At 66.8% G+C, this 25,146-nt stretch carries 25 protein-coding genes; 9 read left to right on the top strand and 16 right to left on the bottom strand.

Annotation, left to right across the window (positions count from 1 at the left end):
* Positions 1-10 precede the first annotated feature (10 nt).
* On the top strand, positions 11-919 hold the full coding sequence (rsmA, locus tag TSH20_RS05590) for a 16S rRNA (adenine(1518)-N(6)/adenine(1519)-N(6))-dimethyltransferase RsmA (RefSeq protein ID WP_109073809.1): 909 nt from the start codon (positions 11-13) through the stop codon (positions 917-919).
* Positions 916-1,335, top strand: a complete 420-nt coding sequence (arfB, locus tag TSH20_RS05585) for an alternative ribosome rescue aminoacyl-tRNA hydrolase ArfB (RefSeq protein ID WP_109073808.1) — start codon at positions 916-918, stop codon at positions 1,333-1,335. The genes rsmA and arfB overlap by 4 nt, the downstream gene beginning before the upstream one ends.
* A 10-nt stretch (positions 1,336-1,345) precedes the next feature.
* On the opposite strand, the gene TSH20_RS05580 is transcribed toward arfB, so the two are convergent.
* A complete protein-coding gene (locus tag TSH20_RS05580; RefSeq protein WP_109073807.1) occupies positions 1,346-1,690 on the bottom strand; it encodes a winged helix-turn-helix transcriptional regulator in 345 nt (114 codons plus the stop codon).
* Positions 1,687-1,902 carry a DUF6516 family protein gene (locus TSH20_RS35605; protein ID WP_247871545.1) on the bottom strand — a complete coding sequence of 72 codons (216 nt, stop codon included), beginning with the start codon at positions 1,900-1,902 and terminating at the stop codon, positions 1,687-1,689. The genes TSH20_RS05580 and TSH20_RS35605 overlap by 4 nt, the downstream gene beginning before the upstream one ends.
* A gap of 299 nt (positions 1,903-2,201) precedes the next feature.
* On the opposite strand from TSH20_RS35605, the gene TSH20_RS05570 reads away from it, so the two are divergent.
* Both TSH20_RS05570 and TSH20_RS05565 read left to right on the top strand, forming a co-directional pair.
* Positions 2,202-3,437 carry an MFS transporter gene (locus TSH20_RS05570; protein ID WP_109073806.1) on the top strand — a complete coding sequence of 412 codons (1,236 nt, stop codon included), beginning with the start codon at positions 2,202-2,204 and terminating at the stop codon, positions 3,435-3,437.
* A gap of 172 nt (positions 3,438-3,609) precedes the next feature.
* Entirely contained in the window at positions 3,610-4,170 is a 561-nt protein-coding gene (locus tag TSH20_RS05565; RefSeq protein ID WP_158281953.1) for a methyltransferase domain-containing protein, read from the top strand.
* A 68-nt stretch (positions 4,171-4,238) separates the two neighbouring features.
* Here the strand turns inward: TSH20_RS05565 and TSH20_RS05560 are convergent, their stop codons facing one another.
* The 6 genes from TSH20_RS05560 to TSH20_RS05535 form a co-directional block, all read right to left on the bottom strand.
* Positions 4,239-5,534, bottom strand: coding sequence for an O-acetylhomoserine aminocarboxypropyltransferase (locus tag TSH20_RS05560; RefSeq protein ID WP_109073804.1), 1,296 nt, complete (start codon positions 5,532-5,534; stop codon positions 4,239-4,241).
* Positions 5,535-5,555: 21 nt separating this feature from the next.
* Positions 5,556-6,077 carry a CoA-binding protein gene (locus TSH20_RS05555; RefSeq protein ID WP_109074065.1) on the bottom strand — a complete coding sequence of 174 codons (522 nt, stop codon included), beginning with the start codon at positions 6,075-6,077 and terminating at the stop codon, positions 5,556-5,558.
* Positions 6,074-6,892 carry an enoyl-CoA hydratase gene (locus TSH20_RS05550; protein WP_109073803.1) on the bottom strand — a complete coding sequence of 273 codons (819 nt, stop codon included), beginning with the start codon at positions 6,890-6,892 and terminating at the stop codon, positions 6,074-6,076. The genes TSH20_RS05555 and TSH20_RS05550 overlap by 4 nt, the downstream gene beginning before the upstream one ends.
* 219 nt (positions 6,893-7,111) lie before the next feature.
* On the bottom strand, positions 7,112-9,901 hold the full coding sequence (gene topA, locus TSH20_RS05545; protein WP_109073802.1) for a type I DNA topoisomerase: 2,790 nt from the start codon (positions 9,899-9,901) through the stop codon (positions 7,112-7,114).
* 46 nt (positions 9,902-9,947) lie between these two features.
* Positions 9,948-11,084 carry a DNA-processing protein DprA gene (dprA, locus tag TSH20_RS05540; protein WP_109073801.1) on the bottom strand — a complete coding sequence of 379 codons (1,137 nt, stop codon included), beginning with the start codon at positions 11,082-11,084 and terminating at the stop codon, positions 9,948-9,950.
* Positions 11,085-11,506: 422 nt separating this feature from the next.
* Positions 11,507-12,304 carry an enoyl-CoA hydratase gene (locus TSH20_RS05535; protein ID WP_109073800.1) on the bottom strand — a complete coding sequence of 266 codons (798 nt, stop codon included), beginning with the start codon at positions 12,302-12,304 and terminating at the stop codon, positions 11,507-11,509.
* 218 nt (positions 12,305-12,522) lie between these two features.
* On the opposite strand from TSH20_RS05535, the gene TSH20_RS05530 reads away from it, so the two are divergent.
* Positions 12,523-13,212 carry a rhomboid family intramembrane serine protease gene (locus TSH20_RS05530; RefSeq protein WP_109073799.1) on the top strand — a complete coding sequence of 230 codons (690 nt, stop codon included), beginning with the start codon at positions 12,523-12,525 and terminating at the stop codon, positions 13,210-13,212.
* A 783-nt stretch (positions 13,213-13,995) separates the two neighbouring features.
* Positions 13,996-15,084, top strand: coding sequence for a TRAP transporter substrate-binding protein (locus TSH20_RS05525; protein ID WP_109073798.1), 1,089 nt, complete (start codon positions 13,996-13,998; stop codon positions 15,082-15,084).
* 74 nt (positions 15,085-15,158) lie between these two features.
* Here the strand turns inward: TSH20_RS05525 and TSH20_RS05520 are convergent, their stop codons facing one another.
* Positions 15,159-15,602, bottom strand: coding sequence for a MaoC family dehydratase (locus tag TSH20_RS05520; RefSeq protein WP_109073797.1), 444 nt, complete (start codon positions 15,600-15,602; stop codon positions 15,159-15,161).
* Between the two features lie 147 nt (positions 15,603-15,749).
* Between TSH20_RS05520 and TSH20_RS05515 the strand changes: the two genes are divergently transcribed.
* Entirely contained in the window at positions 15,750-16,343 is a 594-nt protein-coding gene (locus TSH20_RS05515; protein ID WP_109073796.1) for a TetR/AcrR family transcriptional regulator, read from the top strand.
* 89 nt (positions 16,344-16,432) lie between these two features.
* Here TSH20_RS05515 and TSH20_RS05510 read toward each other — a convergent pair whose 3' ends face one another.
* From TSH20_RS05510 to TSH20_RS05485, 6 genes are all read right to left on the bottom strand, one after another.
* Positions 16,433-16,759 (bottom strand): DUF1153 domain-containing protein, encoded by a 327-nt coding sequence (locus TSH20_RS05510; RefSeq protein WP_109073795.1) that lies wholly within the window; start codon positions 16,757-16,759, stop codon positions 16,433-16,435.
* 189 nt (positions 16,760-16,948) lie between these two features.
* Complete coding sequence (locus tag TSH20_RS05505) at positions 16,949-17,698, bottom strand: flagellar hook capping FlgD N-terminal domain-containing protein (RefSeq protein ID WP_109073794.1); 750 nt, start codon at positions 17,696-17,698, stop codon at positions 16,949-16,951.
* An 81-nt stretch (positions 17,699-17,779) separates the two neighbouring features.
* Complete coding sequence (locus tag TSH20_RS05500) at positions 17,780-19,645, bottom strand: flagellar hook-length control protein FliK (RefSeq protein WP_109073793.1); 1,866 nt, start codon at positions 19,643-19,645, stop codon at positions 17,780-17,782.
* Between the two features lie 316 nt (positions 19,646-19,961).
* Positions 19,962-20,471 (bottom strand): flagellar basal-body protein, encoded by a 510-nt coding sequence (locus TSH20_RS05495; protein WP_109073792.1) that lies wholly within the window; start codon positions 20,469-20,471, stop codon positions 19,962-19,964.
* Positions 20,464-20,835, bottom strand: coding sequence for a rod-binding protein (locus tag TSH20_RS05490; RefSeq protein WP_247871525.1), 372 nt, complete (start codon positions 20,833-20,835; stop codon positions 20,464-20,466). Before TSH20_RS05490 ends, TSH20_RS05495 begins: the two co-directional genes overlap by 8 nt.
* A gap of 5 nt (positions 20,836-20,840) precedes the next feature.
* Positions 20,841-21,983: a flagellar basal body P-ring protein FlgI gene (locus TSH20_RS05485; RefSeq protein WP_109073790.1), complete on the bottom strand. Its 1,143-nt coding sequence runs from the start codon at positions 21,981-21,983 to the stop codon at positions 20,841-20,843.
* 230 nt (positions 21,984-22,213) lie between these two features.
* Here TSH20_RS05485 and TSH20_RS05480 point away from each other — a divergent pair, with 230 nt between their 5' ends.
* Together TSH20_RS05480 and dksA are read left to right on the top strand one after the other, a co-directional pair.
* On the top strand, positions 22,214-22,639 hold the full coding sequence (locus TSH20_RS05480) for a flagellar assembly protein FliX (RefSeq protein ID WP_109073789.1): 426 nt from the start codon (positions 22,214-22,216) through the stop codon (positions 22,637-22,639).
* 255 nt (positions 22,640-22,894) lie between these two features.
* Positions 22,895-23,314: an RNA polymerase-binding protein DksA gene (gene dksA, locus TSH20_RS05475; RefSeq protein WP_012974451.1), complete on the top strand. Its 420-nt coding sequence runs from the start codon at positions 22,895-22,897 to the stop codon at positions 23,312-23,314.
* Between the two features lie 129 nt (positions 23,315-23,443).
* Here the strand turns inward: dksA and ybaL are convergent, their stop codons facing one another.
* Positions 23,444-25,141, bottom strand: coding sequence for a YbaL family putative K(+) efflux transporter (gene ybaL / locus TSH20_RS05470; protein WP_109073788.1), 1,698 nt, complete (start codon positions 25,139-25,141; stop codon positions 23,444-23,446).
* Between the last annotated feature and the right edge of the window lie 5 nt (positions 25,142-25,146).

Raw genomic sequence — 25,146 nt, 5'->3', positions numbered from 1 at the left:
TAAGTCGGGGATGACCGACCCGATCTCCGCCCCTGCCGCGCCCGCATCCACCCCGGCTGCATTCGACCCGCACGCCCTGCCGCCGCTGCGCGACGTGATCGCGCGTTTCGGGCTGGAGGCGCGCAAGTCGCTGGGGCAGAACTTCCTGCTCGACCTGAACCTGACGGGGCGGATCGCGCGCTCGGCCAATCTGCCGGCCGGCACCACCGCCATCGAGGTCGGTCCCGGTCCCGGCGGCCTGACCCGCGCGCTGCTGGCGACCAATGCGGTAAAGGTCATCGCCATCGAACGCGACCGCCGCTTCATCGAGGCGCTGCAGGACGTCATCGAGGCATCGCAGGGCCGCCTGAGCATCGTCGAGGCCGACGCCTTGACGGTGGACCCGGAAGACCTCGCCCCCGCGCCGCGCGCCATCGTCGCCAACCTGCCTTACAACATCGCGACCCCGCTTCTGCTCGGCTGGCTGGCGCGAATCGAGGCCTATGTCAGCCTGACCCTGATGTTCCAGAAGGAGGTCGCCGACCGGCTGGTGGCGAAACCGGGCAGCAAGGCCTATGGCCGGCTGTCTGTCATCACCCAGTGGCGCTCCGACGCCCGCGTGCTGTTCAACCTGCCGCCGCGCGCCTTCACCCCGCCGCCGAAGGTCGAATCGACGGTCGTTCACCTGACCCCGCGGGTGAACCCCGAACCGGCGGATTGGCGCGCGCTGGAACAGGTCACCGCCGCCGCCTTCGGCCAGCGCCGCAAAATGCTGCGCCAGAGCCTGAAGTCGCTGGGCAATGCCGAGGCCCTGCTGGAGGAAACCGGCATCGCCCCGACCGCCCGCGCCGAGGAGGTCGACGTCGCCGGCTTCGCCGCCCTGGCCCGCGCCTTCCGCGCCCGCCATCCGTTGGAGCCGCCAACGGGGGAGTCGACATGATCCGGGTCAACCCCCGCATCAGCTTGGACGAAAACGAGTTGCAGGAGGAGTTCATCCGCGCCTCCGGCCCCGGCGGCCAGCATGTCAACAAGACGGAGACCGCGGTCCAATTGCGCTTCGACGTGCGGCGTTCGCCGAACCTGCCCGACCCGGTGCGCTACCGGCTGGAGCGGCTGGCCGGGTCCCGCCTGACCCAGGATGGCGTGCTGATCCTGGTGGCCGACCGCTACCGCTCGCAGATTCGCAACCGCGAAGACGCCCGCGAGCGCCTGATCGACCTGATCCGCGAAGCCGCCGCCCCGCCGCCGCCGCCCCGCCGCCCGACCAAGCCGACGAAGGGATCCAAGGAGCGGCGACTGGAGGGCAAGGCCAAGCGGTCGGAGGTGAAGAAGATGCGCGGGAACGTTCACGACTGAGCGCTTCCCGTCAGAGCGCCATCTTCATCTCGACATCGTCATAATCCACTCGCAAACCGTCCTGATCGTCGATCAGTCCGGCCTCGACCAATGCGGTCACATCCAGATGGACATTCCGGTAATCGCGGCCCAGCGCGCCGGCCAATGCCCGGATGCTCGCGGTGGGATTGCGATGAAGATGCCGGAGGATCTCCAGCCGCTTCGGCGTAAGGATCCGCGCCATCCCCTCGAAGGACTCGAAGGTGATGTGGTGCTCACGGACGGTCTCCCCGACTGAATGGCGTCGGAGCGCATCCTTGATGGCAGCGGCCTCGGCCTGGAGGTCGATCCCGATGTGGATCTGAAGCGTCGTCATAGCCTTCCCTCCCTGACCGCCGCGACATCGGCGAAAAACTGGTCGATCAACTGATCCATAGTCTCGAATCGAACCGACGTCTCCCGGCCCTGGATGTGCTTGTGGTCACCTTTGCCCTTCTCGTTGTCGTACCCGACGATCCGTTCGCCGGCTCTACCGTAAAACAGACTGTACTTGTAGCCATGCTCCGATGGCGGTACGGGAGCCGCCACTGACCAGACCCGCACCTGATGATGCTTCCGTCGTCGTAGAGGGTCTTACGGGACAGGAGGAGCACGGCTTTGTTCATGCCCTAAGATAAGCCGTCCCGATGATGTGGTAAAGCCACATATGGCGGTCTACCACATCATGTCCAGCCCTGTTGCCCGACAACGCCACCACTCGATTCCACGCGGCATGCCCGCCATGAGGCAGGCGCATTGGACGGTTCAACCATCCCGTGCCAGCTTTGTTTTTCGCTTGCCTGTGAAACATTTCCCGGTCCGAACAGGTCCGGGGTCGGAGACGGTCCATGAGCCACCCTTCCGCCGCCCTGCCGTCGCCGACCTCGGCGCGGCTGTCCGTCGGGTTCGCCTGGGTCGGGCACTCGCTGATGCACATCGTGTCGGCGCTGTTCCTCACCATCGTGCTGGCGCTGGAAACGGAATGGAAGCTCTCCTATGACGAGTTGATCCGGCTGTGGACTCTGGGCGCCTTCATGATCGGGCTGGGGGCGCCGCTGGCCGGCTGGCTGGGCGACCGCTGGAGTTCGGCCGGCATGATCGCCGTCTTCTACCTGTTGACCGGTGGCGGCGCGGTTCTGGCCGGACTGTCGGACGGGCCGGAGATGCTGATGTGGTCGCTGGCCCTGCTGGGGCTGGGGGCGTCGATCTACCACCCCGTCGGCATGGCCTGGATGATGGCGAACGCCGAGAATCGCGGCAAGGCGATGGGCTGGCTCGGCCTGTTCGGTACCTTCGGCGTCGCCACCGCCGCGGTGGTCGCCGGCAGCCTGACGCAATGGCTGAACTGGCGCATGGCCTTCATCATCCCGGGTGCGCTCTGCATTGTGCTGGGCGTCGTTCTGGCCATGCTGATGATGACCGGCGTCGTCCAGGACCGCCACGCCGACGTGAAGCCGCAACCCAAGCCGTCGCGCGGCGACGTGGTGCGCGCCTTCTTCGTGCTGTCGCTGACCATGGTCTGCGCCGGTCTGATCTTCAACGCCATGCAGGTGGTGCTGCCCAAGCTGTTCGAGGCGCGGCTGGGTGGCTGGCTCGGCACCGGCACGCTGGGGGTCGGCGGGCTGGTGACGGCGGTCTACCTGATTTCCGCCCTGCCGCAGATGGTCGGCGGCGTGCTGGCCGACCGCCATTCGCTGAAGCGGGTCTATATGCTCTGCCTGCTGGCCCAGATCCCGCTGATGGCGGCGGTCGCCGTCCTGGCCGACGTGCCGCTGGTGGCCGCCGCCGCCTTCGTGGTGATCGCTTCGCAGACACAGATCCCGGCGGAGAACATGCTGCTGGCCCGCTATACCCCGGACAAGCACCGCGGGCTGGCCTTCGGCGCCAAATACATCCTGTCCTTCGGCGCCGGCCCGCTGGCCGTGCAGCTGGTCGCCTGGGTCTACGAGCGGACCGGCGAGTTCACCATGCTCTATCTGACCCTATCGGCGCTGGCTGCCCTGGCCTTCGCCGCCGCCCTGCTGCTGCCCGACGACCGCCGCAAGGCCGAACCGGTGGCTGAGCCGTTGTCGGCGGCGGAGTGACGCCGGGGCATGGTGGGTCGGAGCATCAGGTTCCGCAGGCTTCGACTTCAAACCCTTTACCATTGGCCGGTACGTCCCATTATACAGGACCGCTCTTGCCGATTATGGCAGCGGACTGGTTTTTCGTTTATCGAACTCCGGATGATAATTTTCCGGGATGATGAGGCTAAGTATGAAGTTGCACGTCGGCGGGCATCAGAAACACCCGGATTGGAAGATCTTCGATATTGCAGCCAGCGATATTACCGACTTCGTTGGAACCTGCACGGACATGCGCCAGTTTCCTGCCGGATCGGTGGAGGAAATCTATGCCAGCCATGTCCTCGAACACCTGAGCCATAATGGGGAGCTGGAATGTGCTCTGCGGGAATTCCTGCGGGTGCTGAAGCCGGGTGGTCGGATCCGCATATCCGTTCCCGATTTTTATGAAATCGCCCGCGCATTTTGTGCCGATGATCTGACGACCGGCGACCGGTTCAAGCTGTCGAGGCTCGCATTTGGCGGCCAGCGCAACGAATACGATCTGCACAAGATCGGATTCAGCTACGATATTCTGCAACTTTTCCTGCAGGAAGTCGGTTTCTGCAACATTTCCCGCGTCGATCACTTCAATCTGTTTACCGACGCAAGCATGGGGAAGGTCGATCCGCGCCGCCAGGACGGTTCCATCTGCCGGACCATCGACGGAATGCGTTTCAGCATCAATGCGATCGCTTACAAGCCGGCGGTCTGACCGGTCCGGTGCCGGTGCACGGGGGCAAGCGCGATCCTGCTGCCTGCTCCGTGCACCGGTGGTTCCTCTTACGCCAATGTCTTGTTCAGCGCCTGATCCAGGTCGGCGATGATGTCCTCCGGCGTTTCCAGCCCGATCGACAGGCGGATCACGTCGGGACCGGCGCCGGCCGACGCCTGGGCCTCCGCCGACAGCTGGCGGTGGGTGGTCGAGGACGGGTGGATGATGAGGGAGCGCGCATCGCCGATGTTGGCGAGGTGGCTGAACAGCTCCACGCTCTCCACCACCTTCACGCCGGCCTCGAAGCCGCCCTTGACGCCGAAGGTCAGCACCGCACCGGCACCGCGCGGCAGGTACTTCTTCGCGAGATCACGGTACTTCGACGACTCCAGACCGGCATAGCTGACCCAGCCGACCGCGGGATGGCTTTCCAGGAACTGAGCCACCTTCAGCGCACTGTCGGCGTGGCGCTGCATGCGCAGCGGCAGGGTTTCGATTCCGTTCAGCGTCAGGAAGGCGTTCATCGGCGCCTGGCTCGGTCCCAGGTCGCGCAGGCCCACGGCATGGCCGTGGATGGTGAAGGCGAGATGGCCGAAGGTCTCGTGGAAGCGCAGGCCGTGATAGCCGGGGTCGGGTTCGCTCAGCGCCGGGAACTTGCCGGACTTGCTCCAGTCGAACTTGCCGCTGTCCACCACCACGCCGCCGACCGAGGTGCCGTTGCCGGACAGGAACTTGGTGGTGGAATGCACCACCAGCGTGGCGCCCCACTGGATCGGGTTGATCAGGTACGGGGTGGCGAGCGTGTTGTCAACGATCAGCGGGATGCCGGCCTCGTCGGCGATCCTGGCAATGGCCTCGATGTCGGTCACCACGCCGCCGGGGTTGGCAAGGCTTTCGACGAAGATCGCCTTGGTCTTCTCGGTGATCGCCGCCTTCACGTTCTCCACGTCGTCGGTGTCGACGAAGCTCGGCTGCCAGCCGAAGGCGCGCGGGAAGCTGATGCCGAGCTGGTTCAGCGAGCCGCCATAGAGCTTCTTCGACGCGACGATGTGGTCCCCCGGCGCCATCAGCGGGAACAGTGCCAGCAGCTGCGCGGCATGGCCGGACGAGGTCGCGGTGGCGCCGGCGCCGCCTTCCAGATTGGCGAGCCGCTCCTCCAGCACCGCCACCGTCGGGTTGGTCAGGCGGGAATAGATGAAGCCGACCTTCTGCAGGTTGAACAGCGAGGCGGCGTCCTCGACATCCTCGAAGACGAAGCTGGTGGTCTGGTAGATCGGCGTCTGCCGGGCGCCGGTCGCCGGATCGGGTGCGGCGCCGGCATGGATGGCGCGGGTCTCGAAGCCGAAGCTCTTCTGCTCAGTCATCTGCGTGATTCCCCCAATTTTTCAGATCAGCTTTTTGAACGATTTCGTCGGCGCCATGCGGCGCGTCACCAGTACGTTGGAATTGACCCCGATCCGGCCGATTTCGCCATAGAGCCGTTGGATTTCCATCTTCGGGCAGCGGTCCATCACCACGGTCAGGCCGGCCGCCTGGGCCCGTGCCGCCGCCTCGTCGTTGCGGACGCCCAACTGCATCCACACCACCTTGGCCCCGGCGGCGATCGCCTCGTCCGTCACCCCGCCGGCGGCGGTGGAGTTGCGGAAGATGTCGACCATGTCCGGCGGCTCCGGAAGGTCCTTGAGGCTGGCGTAGACCGGCAGGCCGAGAATGGTCTGGCCCGCCATCTTCGGGTTGACCGGGATGACCTGATATCCCTTGTCGCGCAGGTACTTCATCACGAAGAAGCTGGCCTTCACCGGGTCGGCGCTGGCCCCCACCACGGCGACGCTCTTCACGCTGTCCAGCACACCGCGCAGGAAGGCGTCGGTGTAGTCGGCCGGCTCGGTGATTTTCAGGTCGGTCATCGGCCGCACCAGACCGGCGTGCGCTTGCCCAGGAAGGCGTCGATTCCCTCGGCGGCATCCTGCGCCATCATGTTCTCGGTCATCACCTTGGCGGCGTAGGCATAGGCGCCTTCCACGTCCAGGTCGATCTGGCGATAGAACGCCTCCTTGCCGGTGGCGAGCGTCAGCGGCGACTTGGACGCGATCTTGGCGGCGACGCTGTCCACCACCTCGTCCAGCTGGTCGGCCGGCACCGCGCGGTTGACGAGGCCGATGCGCTCCGCCTCCTCGGCGTCGATCAGGTCGCCCAGCAGCAGCATCTCCATCGCCGCCTTGCGCCCGACCGCGCGGGTCAGCGCCACCATCGGCGTCGAGCAGAACAGCCCGATGTTCACCCCCGGCGTCGCGAAGCGCGCGTCCTCCTCGCAATAGGCGAGGTCGCAGGTGGCGACCAGCTGGCAGCCGGCGGCGGTCGCAACGCCGCGCACCTTGGCGATCACCGGCTGGCGGATGCGGTTGATCGTCAGCATCAGGCGGGAGCACTGGGTGAACAGAGCCTCGTACAGTTCCCGCGACGGGGCGGCGCGCATTTCCTTCAGGTCATGCCCGGCGCAGAAGGCGCCGCCGGCCCCGGCCAGCACCACGGCGCGCACGGAACGGTCCTCGTGAATGGCGTCCAGCGCGTCCTGCAACGCCGCCATCAGCCCCACCGACAGGGCATTGCGCGCCTTCGGCCGGTTCAGTGTCAGCGTGGCGACCCCATCGCGATCCTCGCGCAGGACCAGCGGGGTATCCTGCGGGGGATGGGAATCCTGTGTTGAAACCGCGGCGCTCATGGTCGTTGTCCTCCCGTATTCCTTTGGTTGCGCACCGCCGGCAGCTTAACGCGCCGGGCCTGCGGGTGACACGGGGAACCTGCAGGGCAGGGACAATGAGACGACAGGCTGACGGGGATTTCAACAGAGAATTTTGTCTGAACTGCTTTAATGTCTTTTATTTTAGTAGGAAAATCACCTGCGAAAATCCCTCTCCCGGGGTGGGAGAGGGAACTTCGGTTACGATGCCTTGGCGGTCTTCTTCTTCGGCGCGGCGGCTTCCGCCGGAGCGTCCTTGGCGGTCTTGGCCTTGGTCGCCTTCTTGGCGGCGGGCTTCTTCGCCGCGGCTTTCGCCTTGGCGGGCTTCTCAGCCTCCGCGCCCTCGGCCTTGGCCGGTTCGGCCTCCTTCGGGGCCTTGCCCTTCTTGGCGGCGTCCTTGGCGACCTTGGCGTCGATCAGCTCCAGCGCCTGTTCCAGCGTGACGCTGTCCGGCTCGGTCCCCTTCGGGATCGAGGCATAGACGCTGGCGTGCTTCACATAGGGACCGAAGCGGCCGGAGCCCATGGTGATCGGCTTGCCGGTCTTCGGGTGATCGCCCAGCGTCTTGGCCGGGGCCGACGCCTTCTTGGCGGCTCCGGCCAGCAGGTCGACAGCGCGGTTGATGCCGATGGTCAGCACGTCGTCATCGGGCGTCAGCGACTTGTAGACGCTGCCATGCTTCAGGTAGGGGCCGAAGCGGCCGATGCCGGCGCTGATTTCCTCGCCGGTTTCCGGGTGGTTGCCGATGACGCGGGGCAGGGCCAGCAGCTTCAGCGCGGTGTCGAGATCGACGTCCGCCGCGGCCATGCCCTTGGGCAGCGACACCCGCTTGGGCTTGGGCGTGTCGTCCTTCTTCTTTTTCTTCGCCTTCGGCTTCTTACCGTCGGCGGCAGGCTCTTCCGCCGCAGGCTCCTCTGGCGGAGCGACCGTCGCGGTGGGCGCCGGGCCGAGTTGGATGTAGGCGCCGTAGGGGCCGCGGCGCACCGTCACCGGCAGACCGGTCTCCGGATCGTTGCCCAGCTCGCGCGGACCTTCCTGCGCCTCGCCGTTCTCGTCGTTGGCGACGGCCAGCGGCCGGGTGTAGCGGCACTCCGGATAACGCGAGCAGCCGATGAAGGCGCCCATCTTGCCTAGCTTCAGCCCCAGCCGCCCCTCGCGGCAGACCGGGCAGACGCGCGGGTCGTGGCCGTCCTCGGTGGCGGCGGGGAAGAAATGGGCGCCGAGTTCATTGTCGAGCGTGGTCAGCACCTGGGTGATCGTCAGATCCTTGGTGCCGTTCACCGCCACGTCGAAGGCGGTCCAGAAGTCGCGCAGGACGGTCTTCCAATCGATCTTGCCGTCGGAGATCTCGTCCAGCTGGTTCTCCAGCTCCGCCGTGAAGTTGTACTCCACATAGCGGTGGAAGAAGTTTTCCAGGAAGGCAGTCACCAGCCGGCCGCGGTCTTCCGGGATGAAGCGCCGCTTGTCCAGCCGGACATAATTGCGGTCCTGCAGAACCTGCAAGATCGAGGCATAGGTGGACGGGCGGCCGATCCCCAACTCCTCCAGCTTCTTGACGAGGCTGGCTTCGGAATAGCGCGGCGGCGGCTGGGTGAAATGCTGGTCCGGGACGATGTCGCCGCGGTCCAGAGCGTCGCCCTGGTCCATGGCCGGCAAGCGGCGTTCCTGCTGGTCGTCCTCGGCCGCGTCGTCGCGGTCCTCCTGATAGACCTTCAGGAAGCCGTCGAACACGACGATGGAGCCGGTGGCGCGCAGAACCACGTCCTTCGACGGACTGGCGATGTCCACCGCCACCTGATCCAGCACGGCGCTTTCCATCTGGCTGGCCAGTGTGCGCTTCCAGATCAGTTCATAGAGCCGCAGCTCGTCACTTTCCAGATAGCCGGACACCGATTCGGGGCGGCGGTGCAGGTCGGTCGGACGGATGGCCTCGTGGGCCTCCTGGGCGTTCTTGGCGGCGGTCTTGTAGACGCGCTGCTGGGCCGGGACGTATCGCTCGCCATAGTGCGAGCCGATCAGGCTGCGGGCGCCGTCGATGGCCTCCTGCGACAGGCTGACGCCGTCGGTTCGCATATAGGTGATGAGGCCGACCGTCTCGCCGCCGATGTCGACGCCCTCATACAGCTTCTGCGCCGTGCGCATGGTGCGGGTGGCGCCGAAGCCCAGCTTGCGCGAGGCCTCCTGCTGCAGGGTGGAGGTGGTGAAGGGCGGCGACGGGTTGCGGCGGCTCTGCTTGCGCTCCACCTGCGACACGGCGAAGGTCTGCGGGCGGATCTTCGCCACCGCGGCCTCGGCCGCCTCGCGGTTGGGCAGGCCGAACTTGTCGAGCTTCTTGCCGTCCAGCTGGGTCAGCGACGCGGTGAAGGAGGACCCCGCCGGCGTGGTGAAGCCCACCGCGATCGACCAGTATTCCTGCGGCTTGAAGACCTCGATCTCCGACTCGCGCTCACAGATCAGGCGCAGCGCCACCGACTGCACGCGGCCGGCCGACTTGGAGCCGGGCAGCTTGCGCCACAGCACCGGCGACAGGGTGAAGCCGACCAGATAATCCAACGCCCGGCGCGCCAGATAGGCGTCGACCAGTTCGCGCGACACGTCGCGCGGGTTGGCGATGGCGGCCTGCACCGCGCTCTTGGTGATCTCGTTGAAGGTGATGCGCTGGACGTCGCGATTGTCGGTCAGGTGCTTTTCGCGCAGCAGCTCCGACAGGTGCCAGGCGATGGCCTCTCCCTCGCGATCCGGGTCGGTTGCGAGATAGACGCGGTTGGCCGACTTCACCGCCTTGGCGATCTCGTCGATGTGGCGTTTGGAGCGGTCGCCCAGCTCCCATTCCATCGCGAAGTCTTCATCCGGGCGCACCGAACCGTCCCGCGCCGGAAGGTCGCGGACATGGCCGAAGCTGGCGATGACGGTATAGTCGTCGCCCAGATACTTGTTGATGGTCTTCGCCTTGGCCGGCGATTCGACGATGACGACGTTGCTGCCCGGCAAGAAACCAGCCCTTCGCGTATGCCCACCCAAACCACGGCGCTGCCGATCAGGCGAGAGAGACCTGATGACCGGGAAGACGCTGGACTCGGCCGGCAAGCTCAAGTTCCAGAACCACGGTCAGCACCACCGGAGCGGACAATTGGCACCCGCGAACGAGTTCGTCAATGGTGACGGGCGAGTGGCCCAGGTTTTCCAGCACCAGGGCGCGTGCCTTGGCGAGGTCGGATTCGTCCGGTTCCGCCGCAGGGGCGGGGGTATGGAGGGGGGCGCTGAACAGGTCGCGCTGCCGTTCCGCCAACGTCGGAGGCCGCAGATTTTCGATGGCGCGCAGCACGTCGTCGGCCCGTTCCACCAGCGTGGCGCCCTGGCGCAGCAGATTGTTGGTGCCATGGCAGCGGGGATCGAGCGGCGAACCCGGCACCGCCATCACCTCCCGCCCCTGTTCCAGGGCCATCCGCGCCGTGATGAGGGAGCCGGAGCGCAACGCCGCCTCCACCACCAGCACGCCCAGCGACAGGCCGGAGATCAGGCGGTTGCGGCGGGGAAAATGGCGGGCCTGCGGCTGGGTGCCGATGGCGCTTTCCGCCACCACCACGCCCTGCGCCACGATGTCGCGGTAGAGGCCCTCATTCTCCGGCGGATAGACCACGTCGATGCCGCCGGCCAGAACGGCGGCGGTGCCGCTGGCGAGAGAGCCGGCATGGGCGGCGGTGTCGATGCCGCGGGCAAGGCCGGAGACGACCAGCAGCCCGGCCGCCCCGAGTTCGCGCGCCAGCGATTCGGCGAACTTCTTGCCGTTCAGCGAGGCGTTGCGCGCCCCGACAATGGCCACCGCGCGCCGCGGCAGCAGATGGGCGTGTCCGGCGACCGAAATCACCGGCGGCGCATCGTCCACCGCGGCCAGCGGCTCCGGATAATCGGGTTCGCAGGCGCAGAGCAGTTGAGCGCCGAAACGCCGGTTCGCCTGCATCTCCCGCTCCGCCTCGGCCTTGGAGGTGATGCGCAGCGGCTTCGGCCGCCCGCCGCGCCGTGCCAGTTCCGGCAGCATGTCCAGTGCCTTGGCGGCGCTGCCATACTGTTCCATCAGGCGGTGAAAGGTGATCGGACCCACATTCTCGGTGCGAATGAGGCGGATCCAATCGAGCCGTTCGGCGTCGGTCAAGGGGCGGCGCGGTTGTGTCATACGGATAGTTTCTACAACCGGTGCGCCGCCGCGTTCAACATGCAATCGTGTGGAACTGGAATGACGATCGACATCGGGAAAATTTGTCGCGCCGGGCAGCCTTGCGGCTGAAGTCTCCTTGCCGAAATGCAACTTTCCCGACGTTCGATCGCCGGGCGGCGGGCAGCTCGCCGCCTTGAACTCCTCGGCGGCGATGGTACCCTCAGCGGTCAGGAGGTGACGCGAGTCCTCGTCCTGAAGGCGGAGCCGGTTTCCCGGCCCTGCCCCTTGGCCCTTACCTGCCCTGATCCTTGTTGAATCTGGCTTGGAACTCGATCTTCAACTTGAACCAGAAGCGGTCGAGCCACCTCAGGAACTTCTTCGCTCGCGTCACCTCCTTTCGGACGCCGTTCGGCAGCATGCCGCCCGGCCCTTCGCATCCCTCAGCGCTTGTGGAAAGCCGGCCGGCGTTTCTCGAAGAAGGCGGTGATGCCCTCCTTCGCCTCGCCATGGTGCAAGGCCTCGACGAACAGGTCGCTTTCGCGGGCGAGCTGGGTGGCGAAGCTGCCATAAGCCAGCTCCATCAACTTCTTCGCCCGGCCCATGGCGCCGGCCGGCCCTTCGGCGATGGTCTGCGCCCAGGCGGTCGCCTCGTCCAGCGCCCGGCCCGGCGCGGTGACGCGGTTGACGACGCCGGCGGCATGCAGGCGCGCCGCATCGACCGGGCCACCGGTCAGCATCAGTTCGGCATAAAGTTGCGGAGGCAGCGCGCGGGCGAGCGAGGCGGAGGCACCGCCGTCGGCGGTCAGCCCGACCTTGATATAGGCGGTCAGGAACTGCGCATCCTCCGCCGCGACGATCAGGTCGCAGGCCAGCGCCAGCGAGAAGCCGGCGCCAGCGGCTGGCCCCTCCACCGCGGCGATGATCGGCTTGGGGCATTCGCGCATCGCCCGGACCCAGCCGTGGAAACGTTCGATCCCGTCCCGATTCTCCGACCGCGAGCGGCTGCCGTGGTGATAGAGGTTGTTCAGGTGCCCGCCGCTGCTGAAGGCGCCGTCTGCGCCGGTCAGCACGATGGCGCCGATTTCGGGGTCGTGCGTCGCCTCGTCCAGCGCGTCGCGGCCGGCAGCCATCATCTTCAAGCCCAGCGCGTTCCGGGTGCCGGTGTCGCTCATGGTCAGCACCATGACGCGCCCCTGGCGGTCCACCGTCATGCTGCCGGTATCCTGACGTTCGTTCATGGTCGTTTCTTCCCCGGTTGTCATTGCCCGGCGAAGGGACTCTCGCCGGGTGGTAGAGCCACTGTGCCAGCCGGTGGCCGGCGCTCCAATCCGTCCGACCGGTATAGGAGGACCCTGAGCAGCGTAGAAAACGGCTGTTTTTCGCCAATACCCCTTCTTACATTGGGGTGAGACTTATCGCCGCGCGAAGCGGCGGCACCGAACAGCGGGGGCAGGGGATGGCGCTGGCGCTGGACCGGCGTGGCCGGAGCGGAGGAACCGGGCCTGTCGCCGTCGTACCCATCCCGCCCTATGCGAACCGCACCGTCATCCTTGTCTGCGTGCTGGCCTTCGTCCTGCGGCTGCCGCCGGAATCCTTCGCCTTCGTTCCCGCCTATTTCTTTGGAACGGTCGAACTGGCCGGACCGCTTCCCACCGGTGCGCTGTGGCGCGGGCTGTTCGGGCATGTGCTGATCCATGGCGACCTGACGCATCTGGTCTCCAACATGGCCGTGCTGTGGCTGTTGGGCGACGTGGTGGAGCGGGAGGCCGGGCATCTCCGCTATCTGTCGCTGTTCCTCACCGGCACGGTGGCGGCGGCGCTGACGGAGGGGCTGCTCGCCGTCGACCGGATGGCGCCGCTGATCGGGGCGAGCGGGGCGATCTGCGCGCTGATGGGCGCCTTCCTGTGGATGCGGCCGCGCTCCGGGCTGCTGTCGCGACGCTTGCCCCGGCGGCTGGTGCAGGGGGCGATCCTGGTTTTCGCGCTGTTGAACGCGGCGATGACGCTGGTGCCGCTGAAAGCCGACTCCCCACTTGCCGAAGTCGGCTGGGCCGCGCATGCGGGCGGGCTGGCGGCCGGGCTGCTGTTGGGCGGCGTGCTGCTGTGCCTGTATCCCAAGCACGGCCGGCCGGTTGGCGTTCCTTGAGCGGTCGCGATTCTCCCCCGCCGCCGAATTGAACCTGTGCCGATGCTTGGGTGAGGCGTTGCCGTCGGCGTGAAAAAACACTATTTTCGGTGTGGACATGCCGGGGCGTTCACCCCCGGCACGTCCACCCGATCAGCGGTTCAGGTACTCAAGCACCAGCTTGACCACCTGCAACAGCAGGATCAGGAGAGTGAGGATTTTGTCCATCCTCTTGCCCTCCGTTGGTGCTGCGCGGGCGGTGGCCGTTCCACCGCCCCGATCGCGCGGCGAACATGCCAAGCATCCCATCCCGTTGGAAGCTGGAAGTTGCATGCGATGGCGCGTGCTCGCCTTCATGTACGGACGAAACGATTGCAGGTGGCGCGGCCGATGGCGTGTCTCGGCCTTGGTGTGGATGAACGAAAGTAGGGGTGGGTGCCATTCCGCGCGTCGCATATATCATCGGTACACGTAACCATTCAGATGACGGCAAGACGGTTCCGCGGTTGATCGATGCGGCTGATGGATGCTCCCAGGAGCGGATGCCAGTCTTCGTTTCTTCCGGCGATGCATTGCTTTGAAAATCCCGCTGAGGTCGACGGACTTCTGTCGCTGTTTCAGTCGCGCCTGCGCACTGTATTTTCCATGCGATGGAATAGGGTGGGAATGGAAGCCATGCGTTTTGACGAATTGTCCTACAGCCATCGCGATTTTTAGAATTGTTCAGGCACCATAGTGCCTTTTGTTCGGCAAATGGCGTCATCGTTCAACCGACGCCATGGCCATAACGATGAGGAAACGTTCATGAAGCGTCGTTCCTTCCTGACCTCCGCCGGTGTCGGCGTCGCCGCCAGCACCCTCGCGGCCCCCGCCATCGCCCAGACCCAGCCGGAGATCCATTGGCGCCTGGCGTCCAGCTTCCCCAAGAGCCTGGACACCATTTATGGCGCCGCCGACACCATCGCCGCCCGCGTCGCCGCGGCCACCGACGGCAAGTTCCAGATCCGTCCCTTCGCCGCCGGTGAACTCGTCCCCGGCCTGCAGGTTCTGGACGCGGTGCAGAACGGCACGGTCGAATGCGGCCACACCGCCAGCTATTACTATGTCGGCAAGGACCCGACCTTCACCTTCGACGCGACGGTGCCCTTCGGCCTGAACGCCCGCCAGCAGAACGCCTGGATCTACAATGGCGGCGGCATGGCGCTGCTGCGCGAGTTCTTCGACGGCTACGGAGTCGTGAACTTCCCGGCCGGCAACACCGGCGTGCAGATGGGCGGCTGGTTCCGCAAGGAGATCAAGACCGTCGAGGATCTCAAGGGCCTGAAGTTCCGCATCGGCGGCTTCGCTGGTCAGGTCCTGGCCAAGCTGGGCGTCGTGCCGCAGCAGATCGCCGGCGGCGACATCTATCCGTCGCTGGAAAAGGGCACCATCGACGCCGCCGAGTGGATCGGTCCGTACGACGACGAGAAGCTCGGCTTCAACAAGGTCGCCAAGTACTACTACTATCCGGGCTGGTGGGAAGGCGGTCTGACCGTCTCGCTGCTGGTCAACAAGCAGCAGTGGGAACAGCTGCCCAAGCAGTACAAGGCCGTCCTGGAGGCCGCCTGCTTCGAGGCCAACGTGACCATGGCCGCCAAGTACGACGCCGAAAACCCGGCGGCGCTGAAGCGTCTGGTCGGCGGCGGCGCCCAGCTGCGTCCCTTCCCGCGCGACGTGATGGAAGCCTGCTACAAGGCCGCCACCGAGCTGTATGACGAAACGGCCAAGACCAACCCGAAGTTCGCCAAGATCTACGAGCCGTGGAAGAAGTTCCGCGACGACGAGTATCTGTGGTTCCGGGTGGCCGAGAACTCCTTCGACAACTTCGCCTTCACCGCCGGCCTGAAGCGCTGACGGCAGAAGCCCGCAACTGAGAGAGCAAAAACTGCCGCCCCCGCATCCACTCCCGGATGCGGGGGCTTTCTTTTTCAGGTGGGGCGGCCGGGTGCCAGCAGGTTGGCGATCATCGTCTGCACCACCTCGTCATTCTGGTTGAAGGTGGTGGTCTTCACCCGCAGCACGCCCTGGTCGGGGCGCTTGGCGGAGCGGCGGGCTTCGATCACCTCCATCTCGATGCGCAGCACGTCGCCGGGCCGGGTCGGGCGGGGCCAGCCGATGGAATCGACGCCCATGCCGATATAGCCGCCCGCCAGTTCGGCATCGCTGCCCACGATCATCCGCATGGTCATCCCGGCGGTGTGCCAGCCGCTGGCCGCCAGACCGCGGAACAGCGTGTCCTTCGCCGCATCGGCGTCCAGATGGAAGGGCTGCGGGTCGAACTTCTCGGCATAGGAGACGATCTCCGCCGCCTCGACCGTCAGCGGCCCGCCGGTGAAGCGGTCGCCCACCGTGACATCCTCGAAATAGCGCATCCCCTGGAACTCCGTTCATTGTGGTGGTCAGGCCCGGATCGCCCGGCGATGATACAGACCTGTCTCTTCATTGCGATGGTAGAGACAGGTCTGTATCATTGTCAATGTCGGGCTTGAACCCGGCCGTTCGGAACGGATGGAGCGGGAATGTCAGAGGCGGCAAGCGCAAGGAAGCCGGCGCGGGAGCGGATTCTCGATACGGCGGCGGAGCTGTTCTATCGCGAAGGCATCCGCGCGGTCGGCATCGACACCATCATCGCCAAATCCGGCGTCGCGAAGATGAGCCTGTACCGCAACTTCGAGTCCAAGGACGATCTGGTCTGCGCCTATCTGGAGCGCAGCATCGCCCAGCATGGCGCGTGGTGGGACCGGGTGGTGGCCCGCCATCCTGGCGATCCGCGCGCACAGATGAAGGCGCTTTTCGTGGCGCTCGCCCACTGGATCGATCATCCGAAGTTTCAGGGCTGTCCCTTCACCAGCGCCGCCGCCGAACTGCGCGACCCCGCCAACCCCGCCCGTGCGCTGGCTTTGGCCCACAAGCGGATGGTCCGCGACCGCCTGCACAGGTTGGCGGTGGCGGCCGGCGCCGACGATCCGGACCGGCTGTGCGGCCAATTGCAGCTGCTGATGGAAGGCGCCTATGCAGCCGGGCGGGCGCTGGACTTGGGACCGGCCAACGACGCGGTGGCAAGCGCGGCTGCGATGCTGGTCGACGCGGCATGTGCGCAGGCGCGGTCATAGGCGACGGTTGCCCCCGGCCTCAATCCCCGAACGCAACGAAGCGCCGCAGGTCAGCCCTGCGGCGCTTCGTCGACTCTGTGTGCGCTGCCTCAGTCCGCGCCGATGCGGTCGCGGACGGGCTGGCCGGGGCGGTAGTCCTGCAGGCGGGTAGCGCGCAGGCCGCGCATGCCGTGGCTGTCGATCAGCCGCTGCCAGGACAGGAATTCCTCCACCGACAAGGTGTAGCGGCGGCACGCCTCTTCCAGGCTGATCAGGCCCGAACGGACGCCGGCGACCACTTCCGCCTTGCGGCGCATCACCCAACGCTTGGTGTCGGGCGGGGGAAGGTCGTTTTCGGTCATGGGACGCCCCTCAGGACCAATGACCGATGCACCGGCTGCAGAGTCGTCGCCGGTGTCGAGTTCGATGAGTGCCATGCGCGGACGCTCCAACCCAAACTGTGGATTCCACGATTTCGGGGTACTGTAGGCGCCGGCACTTAACAAATGCCTAAACGAAAGGGTTAACTTTTTATCGGGTGGTAGTTGACTGTCCGAACGGATAGGGGCGTGGAAACGCCCCGTCCGGCAGGCGGACCGACAATCCGTAGGTGCAACGAGTCCTGATCAATAGACGGTGGTCAGCTTCGACAGCGGGACTTCGCTGGCGCCGATGTTCAGCACGGTTTCGCCGTCCTTGCTGCTGCCGATACCGGCGACGGTGCCGAAGGTGTAGGTGGTGGTCTTGATGGTGTCGTTCTTGTTCTCCGCCACCGGCGCCACGTTCATGCGATAGGTGCCGGGCTGCACCGCACGGCCGTTGTTGTCCTTGAAGTCCCAACTGACGGCATGCTTGGTGCCGGCGGTGGTCTCGCCCGGCATCGAGCGGATGATGTTGCCGTTGCCATCCAGGATGTCGACGCGCACCGACTTGGCCGATGTTTCCAGCTCGTAGCCCAGCGGCGCCTGGGCCATGCCCTGGTTGTATTGGAAGCTGTCGCCCTCGAAGGCGACGGTGCGGCCGAGATAGGCGAGGTTGGTCGACGCGGTGCCGGCCGACTGCAACTGAACCAGCTTGTCCAGGCGGCTGTTGGTGCCGATGTTCTGCTCGACGTTGGCGAAATCGACCAGCTGCTTGGTCATGTCGTTGGTGTCGAGCGGCTTCAGCGGGTCCTGGTTCTTCATCTGCGTGGTCAGCATGGTGAGGAACGTCTGGAAATTGTCGCCGAGGCCCTTGGTCGCCGACGCGGTCTTGTCGGCATCGGTCTGCGGGGTCTTGGCGGTTTCGGACGCCGTCTTCGACCCGGTGGACTTGCCTCCCGAATAGGTGCCGTACTGGTTCAGGGTCGGGCTGGTGGTGTTGGTCGTCGTGGTCATCGCGGTCGTCCTTCGTTGGCCTTGCGGCCGATATCTCTCATGTGACGGTGGGCTGCGGCGAGATGGCCGCGGGCGTCGCCGTCAGGCGCGGATGTCGACGCGCCCGTTGCCGAGCGTTGCCGTGTAGACGGCGCTGTCGGTCCCGTCATCGTCGCCACCCCCGCCGAAGCCGCGGCCGCGCCGACCCGATCCACCGTTCTTGCCGTCGCCCCGGCCGTCACCGGCGAAGGGGTTGCCTTCGCCGCGCAGGCTGAAGTTCAAGCTGTTCGAGTCCGTCTGCAGTCCGGCGTCCTGCAAGGCGCGTTCCAGGCTGCGGCTGTCACGCTGCAGAAGTTCGAGGGTCTGCGCCTTTTCCACCGCGACCATCGCGTTGACCCGGCCATCGGCGCCGATGTCCAGCTTGATGTCGATCCGGCCAAGCTCGGCCGGATGCAGGTTGATGGTGAACTGGTCGACCTCGTCGCCGACATTCTTCTTGATATGGACGGCGATCTGGTCGTGCACGCCCATCGGCATGCCGGCGCCGCGCGACGGGCGGAGCGTCGCGGTCGCCTGCGGCTGGTCGAGGCCGGGAATGCCGCCGTGGACGCCTTCCATCGCGGCAAGGGCCGGGTGGGTGTGCGGGCTGGCGGTGGCGGCGCCGGATGCTCCGCCGGCCGCGCCGGAGGCGTCGATGCCCTCCAGCGTCGTAGCGGCCGTACCCGTCGCAGCGGCCGTGACGGCTTCCGCCACCGGGACGGCAGGCGGAGCCGGCGGAACCGGCTGCTGCGGCATCGCCTGAGTTTGGGGCTGGGCGTCGTTCCGGCCGCTGCCCTCGCTGCCGGCATGCTTGCCGTTCTGCCTGGCTTCACCCGTCTTGGCCTTGGCTGCGGCCAGCAGGTCGGCGAAGCGGTCGGGCAGGGCGACGTCCTCGTCGCTCGGCAGGGCTTCGGCGCCGGCGTCGGCCTGGGAGGCGTCCGTGGTCTTCGCGGCGTCGCCATCCACGGCGCCACCCTTGCCGGCAGCCTTCGCGGCCGTATCGGCACCGGCGGCGGCCTGTCCGCCCGCCGTCGCGCCGGCAGCGGCGGCAGCGGCGGCCTGCGCCTGGACCAGCTGGGCAGCGGGATCGAGGGTGCCGGCCGTGCCGGTCCCCGCGGCCCCGACCGTCGCGGCGTCGTCGGTGCCGGCGCCCGCCTCTTCGGTGGCATCCTTCGCCGCGGCCTGTCCGGCCGGCATCAGTCCGGCGAGGATCAGATCGCTGGCCTGCGGCACCGGTTGCGGCGGCACCGGCTGAGCGGCCGGAGGCTGTTCTGTGGTGGACTGGTCGCCGGGCTGGGCCTGTTCGTCGGCTGTGGCGGTCGGGTCACCGTCGCCTGGGGCGTCGGCCGACGCGGTTTCCGTCTGCCCGGCATCCTCAGTCGAAGCGGCGGCGTCGTCAGTCGCGGCGGCTTCGTCGGCGGCCACGGTCTTGGTGTCGTCCGTCTTCGCCGCGGACGTCTTGGAGGGATCGGCTTTCGCCGCCTCCGCCTTCGCATCCTTCGTCGGCTTTTCAGCTTTGGCCGGCCGGCGGTCGTCCTGTCCGGCTTGAACCTTGCGGTCGTCGTCGGTCTCGGCGGTCTTCGGTTCCGGAGCGCGGGCCGTGTCGGCGGCATCGGTGGCCGGACGGGCGGCCTGGGCCGTGCGCTCGCGGGTCAGGTCCGGCTTCGGTTCGGCGCGCACCGGTTGCTTGCGCTGGGCCTCCGCCTTACGGGCGTCGCTGGCCTCCTTGGCCGCGTCCTTTGCGGCGTCCTTGGCGGAGTTGCGTGCCGCCGCATCGGCCTGTTCGCGCTTGCGCGCGGCGGCGTCGGTCAGCATGCGGTCCATCATCTTGGAAAACAGGTCGTTCTTCGCCCCCGTCCCCTGCGTCTGCTGGGACTGGCTGAGACCGTCGAACAAGGACGCGGCGATGTTGTTCGATTGGACTTCCATGGAACGGCCTCTCAGGGACGGCGGAACGCACCGACAGCGATGCGGAGAGACCAATGCAACAGGCGGGCCAGTTGGGACTCCGCGCCATTGGGCCATTCATGCGGTGCGGGGTGGCAGTTCCCGCCGCATGATGCAGGCCGGACCGGCAATTTCCGCCGGGTGCGGGGTCTTTCTTGCCGCAGCGGCCCAATCCCGAGGAACCGGGCCCCAAGGAACCTGGCCCCAAGGAGAAAGGCCCGCAAAGAAAAAGGCCGCCCCTGTGGAGAGAGGCGGCCGTCCGAAACGTCTCGGCAGTCACGGATGAAGGCGGTTGGGATCAAAGACGGGTGTTCAGCGCCGCCGAGGTGCGCGGCCCGCTGGGCGGCGGGGAATAGCCGCGGCCACCGCCCATGTGGGCGGCATAGGCGGTGGTCGGCGCCTTCTGCTGGCGGGTGATGACGGTGACGACGGTGTCGACCATCACCTTCTGCGCCTCGCCGCCGATGCGCAGGGCCTCCGCATTGTCGGCGGTGGCGGCATAGAGCTTGCCGGTCGCATCCTTCAGCGCGGCCTTCATCTCCTGCGGCAAACCCATCAGTCCTTCGCGGTCGACGCGCAGCATGCGGCTGATCTCTTCATAGACCAGCGTCATCGGCTGCTTGTCCTTGACGATCTGGGTCAGTTCCTTGGCCGGGCGGCGGGCACGGACGGCGGCGGCCTCGCGCTCCAGCAGGGCGGTCAGGCGGCCCATCAGCTCGACCAGCGCCACCGCGCGTTCCTGGGCATTCTTCGGCAGGTTGGCGGCCGGCTTGGCCGGCTGGGGGAAACGGACGTCGACCTTATCCATGGCTGGCCTCCTGGGCGCGAAGAAGCTCTGCGTAAACCTGCTTGGCGATGCCGAAGCCGCCACGCTGGGTGATCTGCTTGCCGAACTGCTCGACCAGCATCGGCCGGAACATTTCCTCGCCGCGCCCGCCGCCGAAGGTCTCGTCGGTCTGGATCCCCTCGAACATCGGGCTCAGCATCTGCGATACGAACTGGCTCTCGAACTCGTTGGCGGATTTGCGCAGCTGGGCAAGCTTTGCCGGGTCGGTCTTGGCCTCCAGATCGGAAATCTTTGCCAGGGTCCGTACGCCGAACCCTGACGCCTGGGCGCGCTCCACCAATGAAGAGCTGCGCGGGGCCGAAGCGGCGGAAAGGGCGGGGCTCATGGACATCAGATCACCTCGATCTCGGCTTGCAGGGCTCCGGCGGCCTTGATCGACTGGAGAATGGCGATCATGTCCCGCGGACCCACCCCAAGCGCATTCAAGGACTGTACCAACTCCTGCAGGGTCACCCCGGAATTCATAACGGCGAGGCGGTTGTTGGACTGTTCGTCGACCTGGATGTCGGTGCGCGGCACCACCGCGGTCTGGCCCTGGCTGAAGGGGCCGGGCTGGCTGACCTGCGGGGTTTCGGTGATGCGGATGGTCAGGTTGCCCTGGGCGATGGCGACGGTGGAGATGCGGACGTTCTCGCCCATCACGATGACGCCCGATTTCTCGTCGACCACCACGCGGGCGACCTGATCGGGGGTGATGCGCAGCTGTTCGATCTCCGTCACCAGCCCCACCACGTCGCCGCGGCGCGTCTCCGGCACGTTGATCAGGACGGAGGCCGGGTCGGTCGCCTGGGCGCGGTTGCCGCGCAGCTGGATGTTGATGGCGGTCGCCACCCGCTGGGCGGTGGTGAAGTCCGGGTTGCGCAAGGACAGCCGCAGCACGGGCAACTCGGCCAGCGAGAACTGGATTTCCCGCTCCACGATGGCGCCGGAAGAGATGCGGCCGGAGGTCGGCACGCCGCGGGTCACGCTGGCGCCCTGGCCCTGGGCGGTGAAGCCCGAGACCGCGATCGGCCCCTGCGCCACGGCATAGACCTCGCCGTCGGCGCCCATCATCGGGGTGACCAGCAGGGTGCCGCCCAGCAGGCTCTTGGAGTCGCCCATCGCCGACACGGTCACGTCGATGCGCGTGCCCTGCGCGGCATAGGCGCCCAGCGTCGCCGTCACCATCACCGCCGCCACGTTCTTGGTGCGCAGGTTGGTGCCGCGGGTGTTGACGCCCATCCGTTCCAGCATGCCGGTCAGGCTCTGCTCGGTGAAGGGCGAGTTGTTCAGGCTGTCGCCGGTGCCGTTCAGACCCACCACGAGGCCATAGCCGATCAGCATGTTGTCGCGCACGCCCTCGACATCCACGATGTCCTTGATACGGGCGGATGCGGCCAATGCCGGTGCGGCCGGGACGCCGAACGCCAGCAGGGCGGTCAGCACGGCCAGAACGGCACGGCGGCGCAGAAGGCGAAGGGCGGTGGGAAGCATGACGCGGACACTCCTGAACTCGTGCCCATCCCTATACAAACGCCGTGCCAGACGACGGAAACGGCAGCAATCCGTGCTTGTCCTGAAAAACGTCCGGAAGATGGCGCCTTTCGGTCACAGCCGACCGGCAAATTTTGCCCGATTGCGGCAAACCTTGACCGGATGTTAAGGTTGGTCCATCTACAGTGCGCGCGTTTACGCATCCTTTACTGCAAACGGTTGCACGGATCATGAAAGTCGAAGGCTCCGGTAACATACGCGGCAGCGGTTCGGTACGCCGCACCGGCAAGTCCGAAGGCTCGTCCGGCGCCGCGTTCTCCAAGCAATTGGTGGGGGAGGCGGGCTCGGCCCACGGCGTCAGCGGCACCGCCGCCACCGCCGGGGTTTCGGGCGTGCTGGCCTTGCAGGAGGTCGATGCGACCGACGACGCCACCGCGCGCGCTTCGCGCGGCAAGATGCGGGCGGAGGAGATGCTCGACCGGCTGGAGGAAATCCAGCACGGCCTGCTGTCCGGTACATTGTCGATGCAGAAGCTGGTCGATCTGGCGAAGGTGGTGCAGACGCGCCGCGCCCAGGTCGACGATCCCAATCTGGCCGAAATCCTGGACGAGATCGATCTGCGGGCGCAGGTCGAACTGGCGAAGCTCACCTCCTAGCCCTCCCGAGCAGGTGGGCCGATGCCCCGTTGCCGTGAGCCGGCAGTCAGGCGGGGCAGGGCGCGGCCAGACCCGCGGTCCCACGCCCCGACGGGGTAGCGGCACGGCGCGGCCAATGTGCCACTCTGACAAATCTTTTTTATTCCAAGGGCTTGTTTGGTCGTTTTAGGGGCGAACCAATGGGTTGCGGTCCCGGCGTGGCGTGCCTATACTCCGCGCCGCCCGGATCACCCCTTTTTCGCTGGATGCTTTCGGATGACGTCGCCGCTTCTGCCCCAGAACTATTCCCCGTCGGAAGACGAGGAGTTCATGAACCCGATCATGCGGGAGTATTTCCGCCAGAAGCTGCTGCGCTGGCGCGCGGAGCTTCTGGCGGAATCAACCGGCACGCTGAACAGCCTCCAGGAAGGCGGTATCCAGGAACCGGATATCGCCGACCGCGCCTCGGCGGAGACCGACCGCGCGCTGGAACTGCGCACCCGTGACCGCGAACGCAAGCTGATCTCCAAGATCGACGCCGCGCTGGAGCGGCTGGTCGACGGCAGCTACGGCTATTGCGAGGAGACGGGCGATCCCATCTCCGTTCGCCGGCTGGACGCCCGTCCGATCGCGACGCTGAGCCTGGAGGCCCAGGAGCGTCACGAGCGGATGGAACGGACCCAGCGCGACGACTGACGCCGCGCCGTCTTCCGGCAGGTCACGGCCTTCCCGGCGCCGGTCGCCGGGGGAGGGTGCGTGTGCTTCGCCGGAAGTTGCATCGACGGATTTGGAAACGCCGGTCCCCGACCGGCGTTTTCGCCGTGTTCAGGTCGCTGCCAGCAGTCCGGCTCCATTTGCCTCGTCCGCATCGGTGCGGCCTGCATATTCGAACATCCGCCGCGCGATTTCGCGTTCGCCCATGAAGACGACATCGGCGCCGGTGCGGTCGAGATGGGCCACCGCCTCGTCGCTGTGGGCACGGGCGGCGATGGCGATCGTCGGATTCAGTGTCCGGGCCTGCTGCACCACGCCGCCGCCTTCCAGCGCATCGGGAACGGTGACCAGCAGCAGCGAGGCGCCCTGCACCCCGGCGCGCTCCAGAATTCCAGCCGCCGCCGCATTGCCGTAGACCGCACGCACGCCTGCCGCCTGCAGGGCCTTCACCCGTTCGCGCTGCAGGTCGATCACCACCACCGGCCGCTCTTCCTCCGCGGGCACCTCCTGAAGGGCCTGCGTGACGAAGCGGCCGACCCGCCCATGGCCGACGACGATGACATGGCCGCTCAAGGCCTGGTAATCGCGCAATTCCGGCGCGGTGTCGGCCGGCGGCAGCGGTTCCGCCTCGTCCGGGAACAGGCGCTGGACCACGGCGAACAGCAGCGGGTTGGCGGTGATCGACAGCAGGGCGCCAGCCAGGATCAGCCCCTGGCCCTCTTCCGGCAGGATGCCGAGTTGCATGCCAAGCGCGACCAGAATGAAGGAGAACTCGCCGATCTGCGCCAGACTGACCGCCACCGTCACCGCCGTGCGCAACGGATAGCGGAACAGCAGGACGAGACCGAAGGCCGCCGCCGACTTGCCCAGCAGGATGATCGCCAAGGTCGCCAGCACCGCCCAAGGCGACCGGGTCAGCACCGCGGGGTCGAACAGCATGCCGACCGACACGAAGAACAGCACGGCGAATGCGTCCTGCAAGGGCAGGGTCTGTTCCGCCGCCCGGTGGCTGAGATCGGATTCGTTCAGCACCATCCCGGCGAAGAAGGCGCCCAGCGCGAAGGACACGCTGAACAGCGTGGCGGAGCCATAGGCGATGCCGAGCGCCAGCGCCAGGACGCAGAGGGTGAACAACTCGCGCGAACCGGTGCGGGCGATGCGCTCCAGCACCCAGGGCACGATCCGCCGGCCGCCGACCAGCATCAGGGCGACGAACAGCGCCACCTTTCCCAGCGTCCACGCCAGCGACAACAGCACCTCGCCGTCCATCCCGCCGCCGCTTTCCAGCATGCGGGCCACCGGCGGCAACAGCACCAGCGCCAGCACCATCGCCAGATCCTCGACGATCAGCCAGCCGATGGCGATCCGTCCCCGTTCGGTGCGGAACAGGTCCAGCTGCTCCAGCGCGCGCAGCAGCACCACCGTGCTCGCCACCGACAGCGCCAGGCCGAATACCAGCCCCGCCGCCAAATTCCAGCCGAGAAAGCGGGCCAGCCCCCATCCCATCGCCGTGGCGATGGCGATCTGCACCACCGCACCCGGAATGGCGATCGACCGCACCTTCATCAGGTCGCTCAGCGAGAAATGCAGCCCCACGCCGAACATCAGCAGGATCACCCCGATCTCCGCCAACTGGGAGGCCAACTGCATGTCGCCGACGAAGCCTGGCGTGAAGGGACCGATGGCGACCCCGGCCAGCAGATACCCCACCAGCGGCGAAAGGCGCAGCCGGTGGGCCAAGGCGCCGAAGACGAAGGCCAGAACGATGGCGGCCACCATGGTGGCGATCAGGGGAACGTGATGGGGCATGCGGC

This window comes from Azospirillum sp. TSH20, assembly GCF_003115935.1.
In the GTDB taxonomy this organism is placed as follows: domain Bacteria; phylum Pseudomonadota; class Alphaproteobacteria; order Azospirillales; family Azospirillaceae; genus Azospirillum.
The sequence above is the reverse complement of the archived record's forward strand: the minus strand, read 5'-3'. Positions and strand labels throughout refer to the sequence as shown.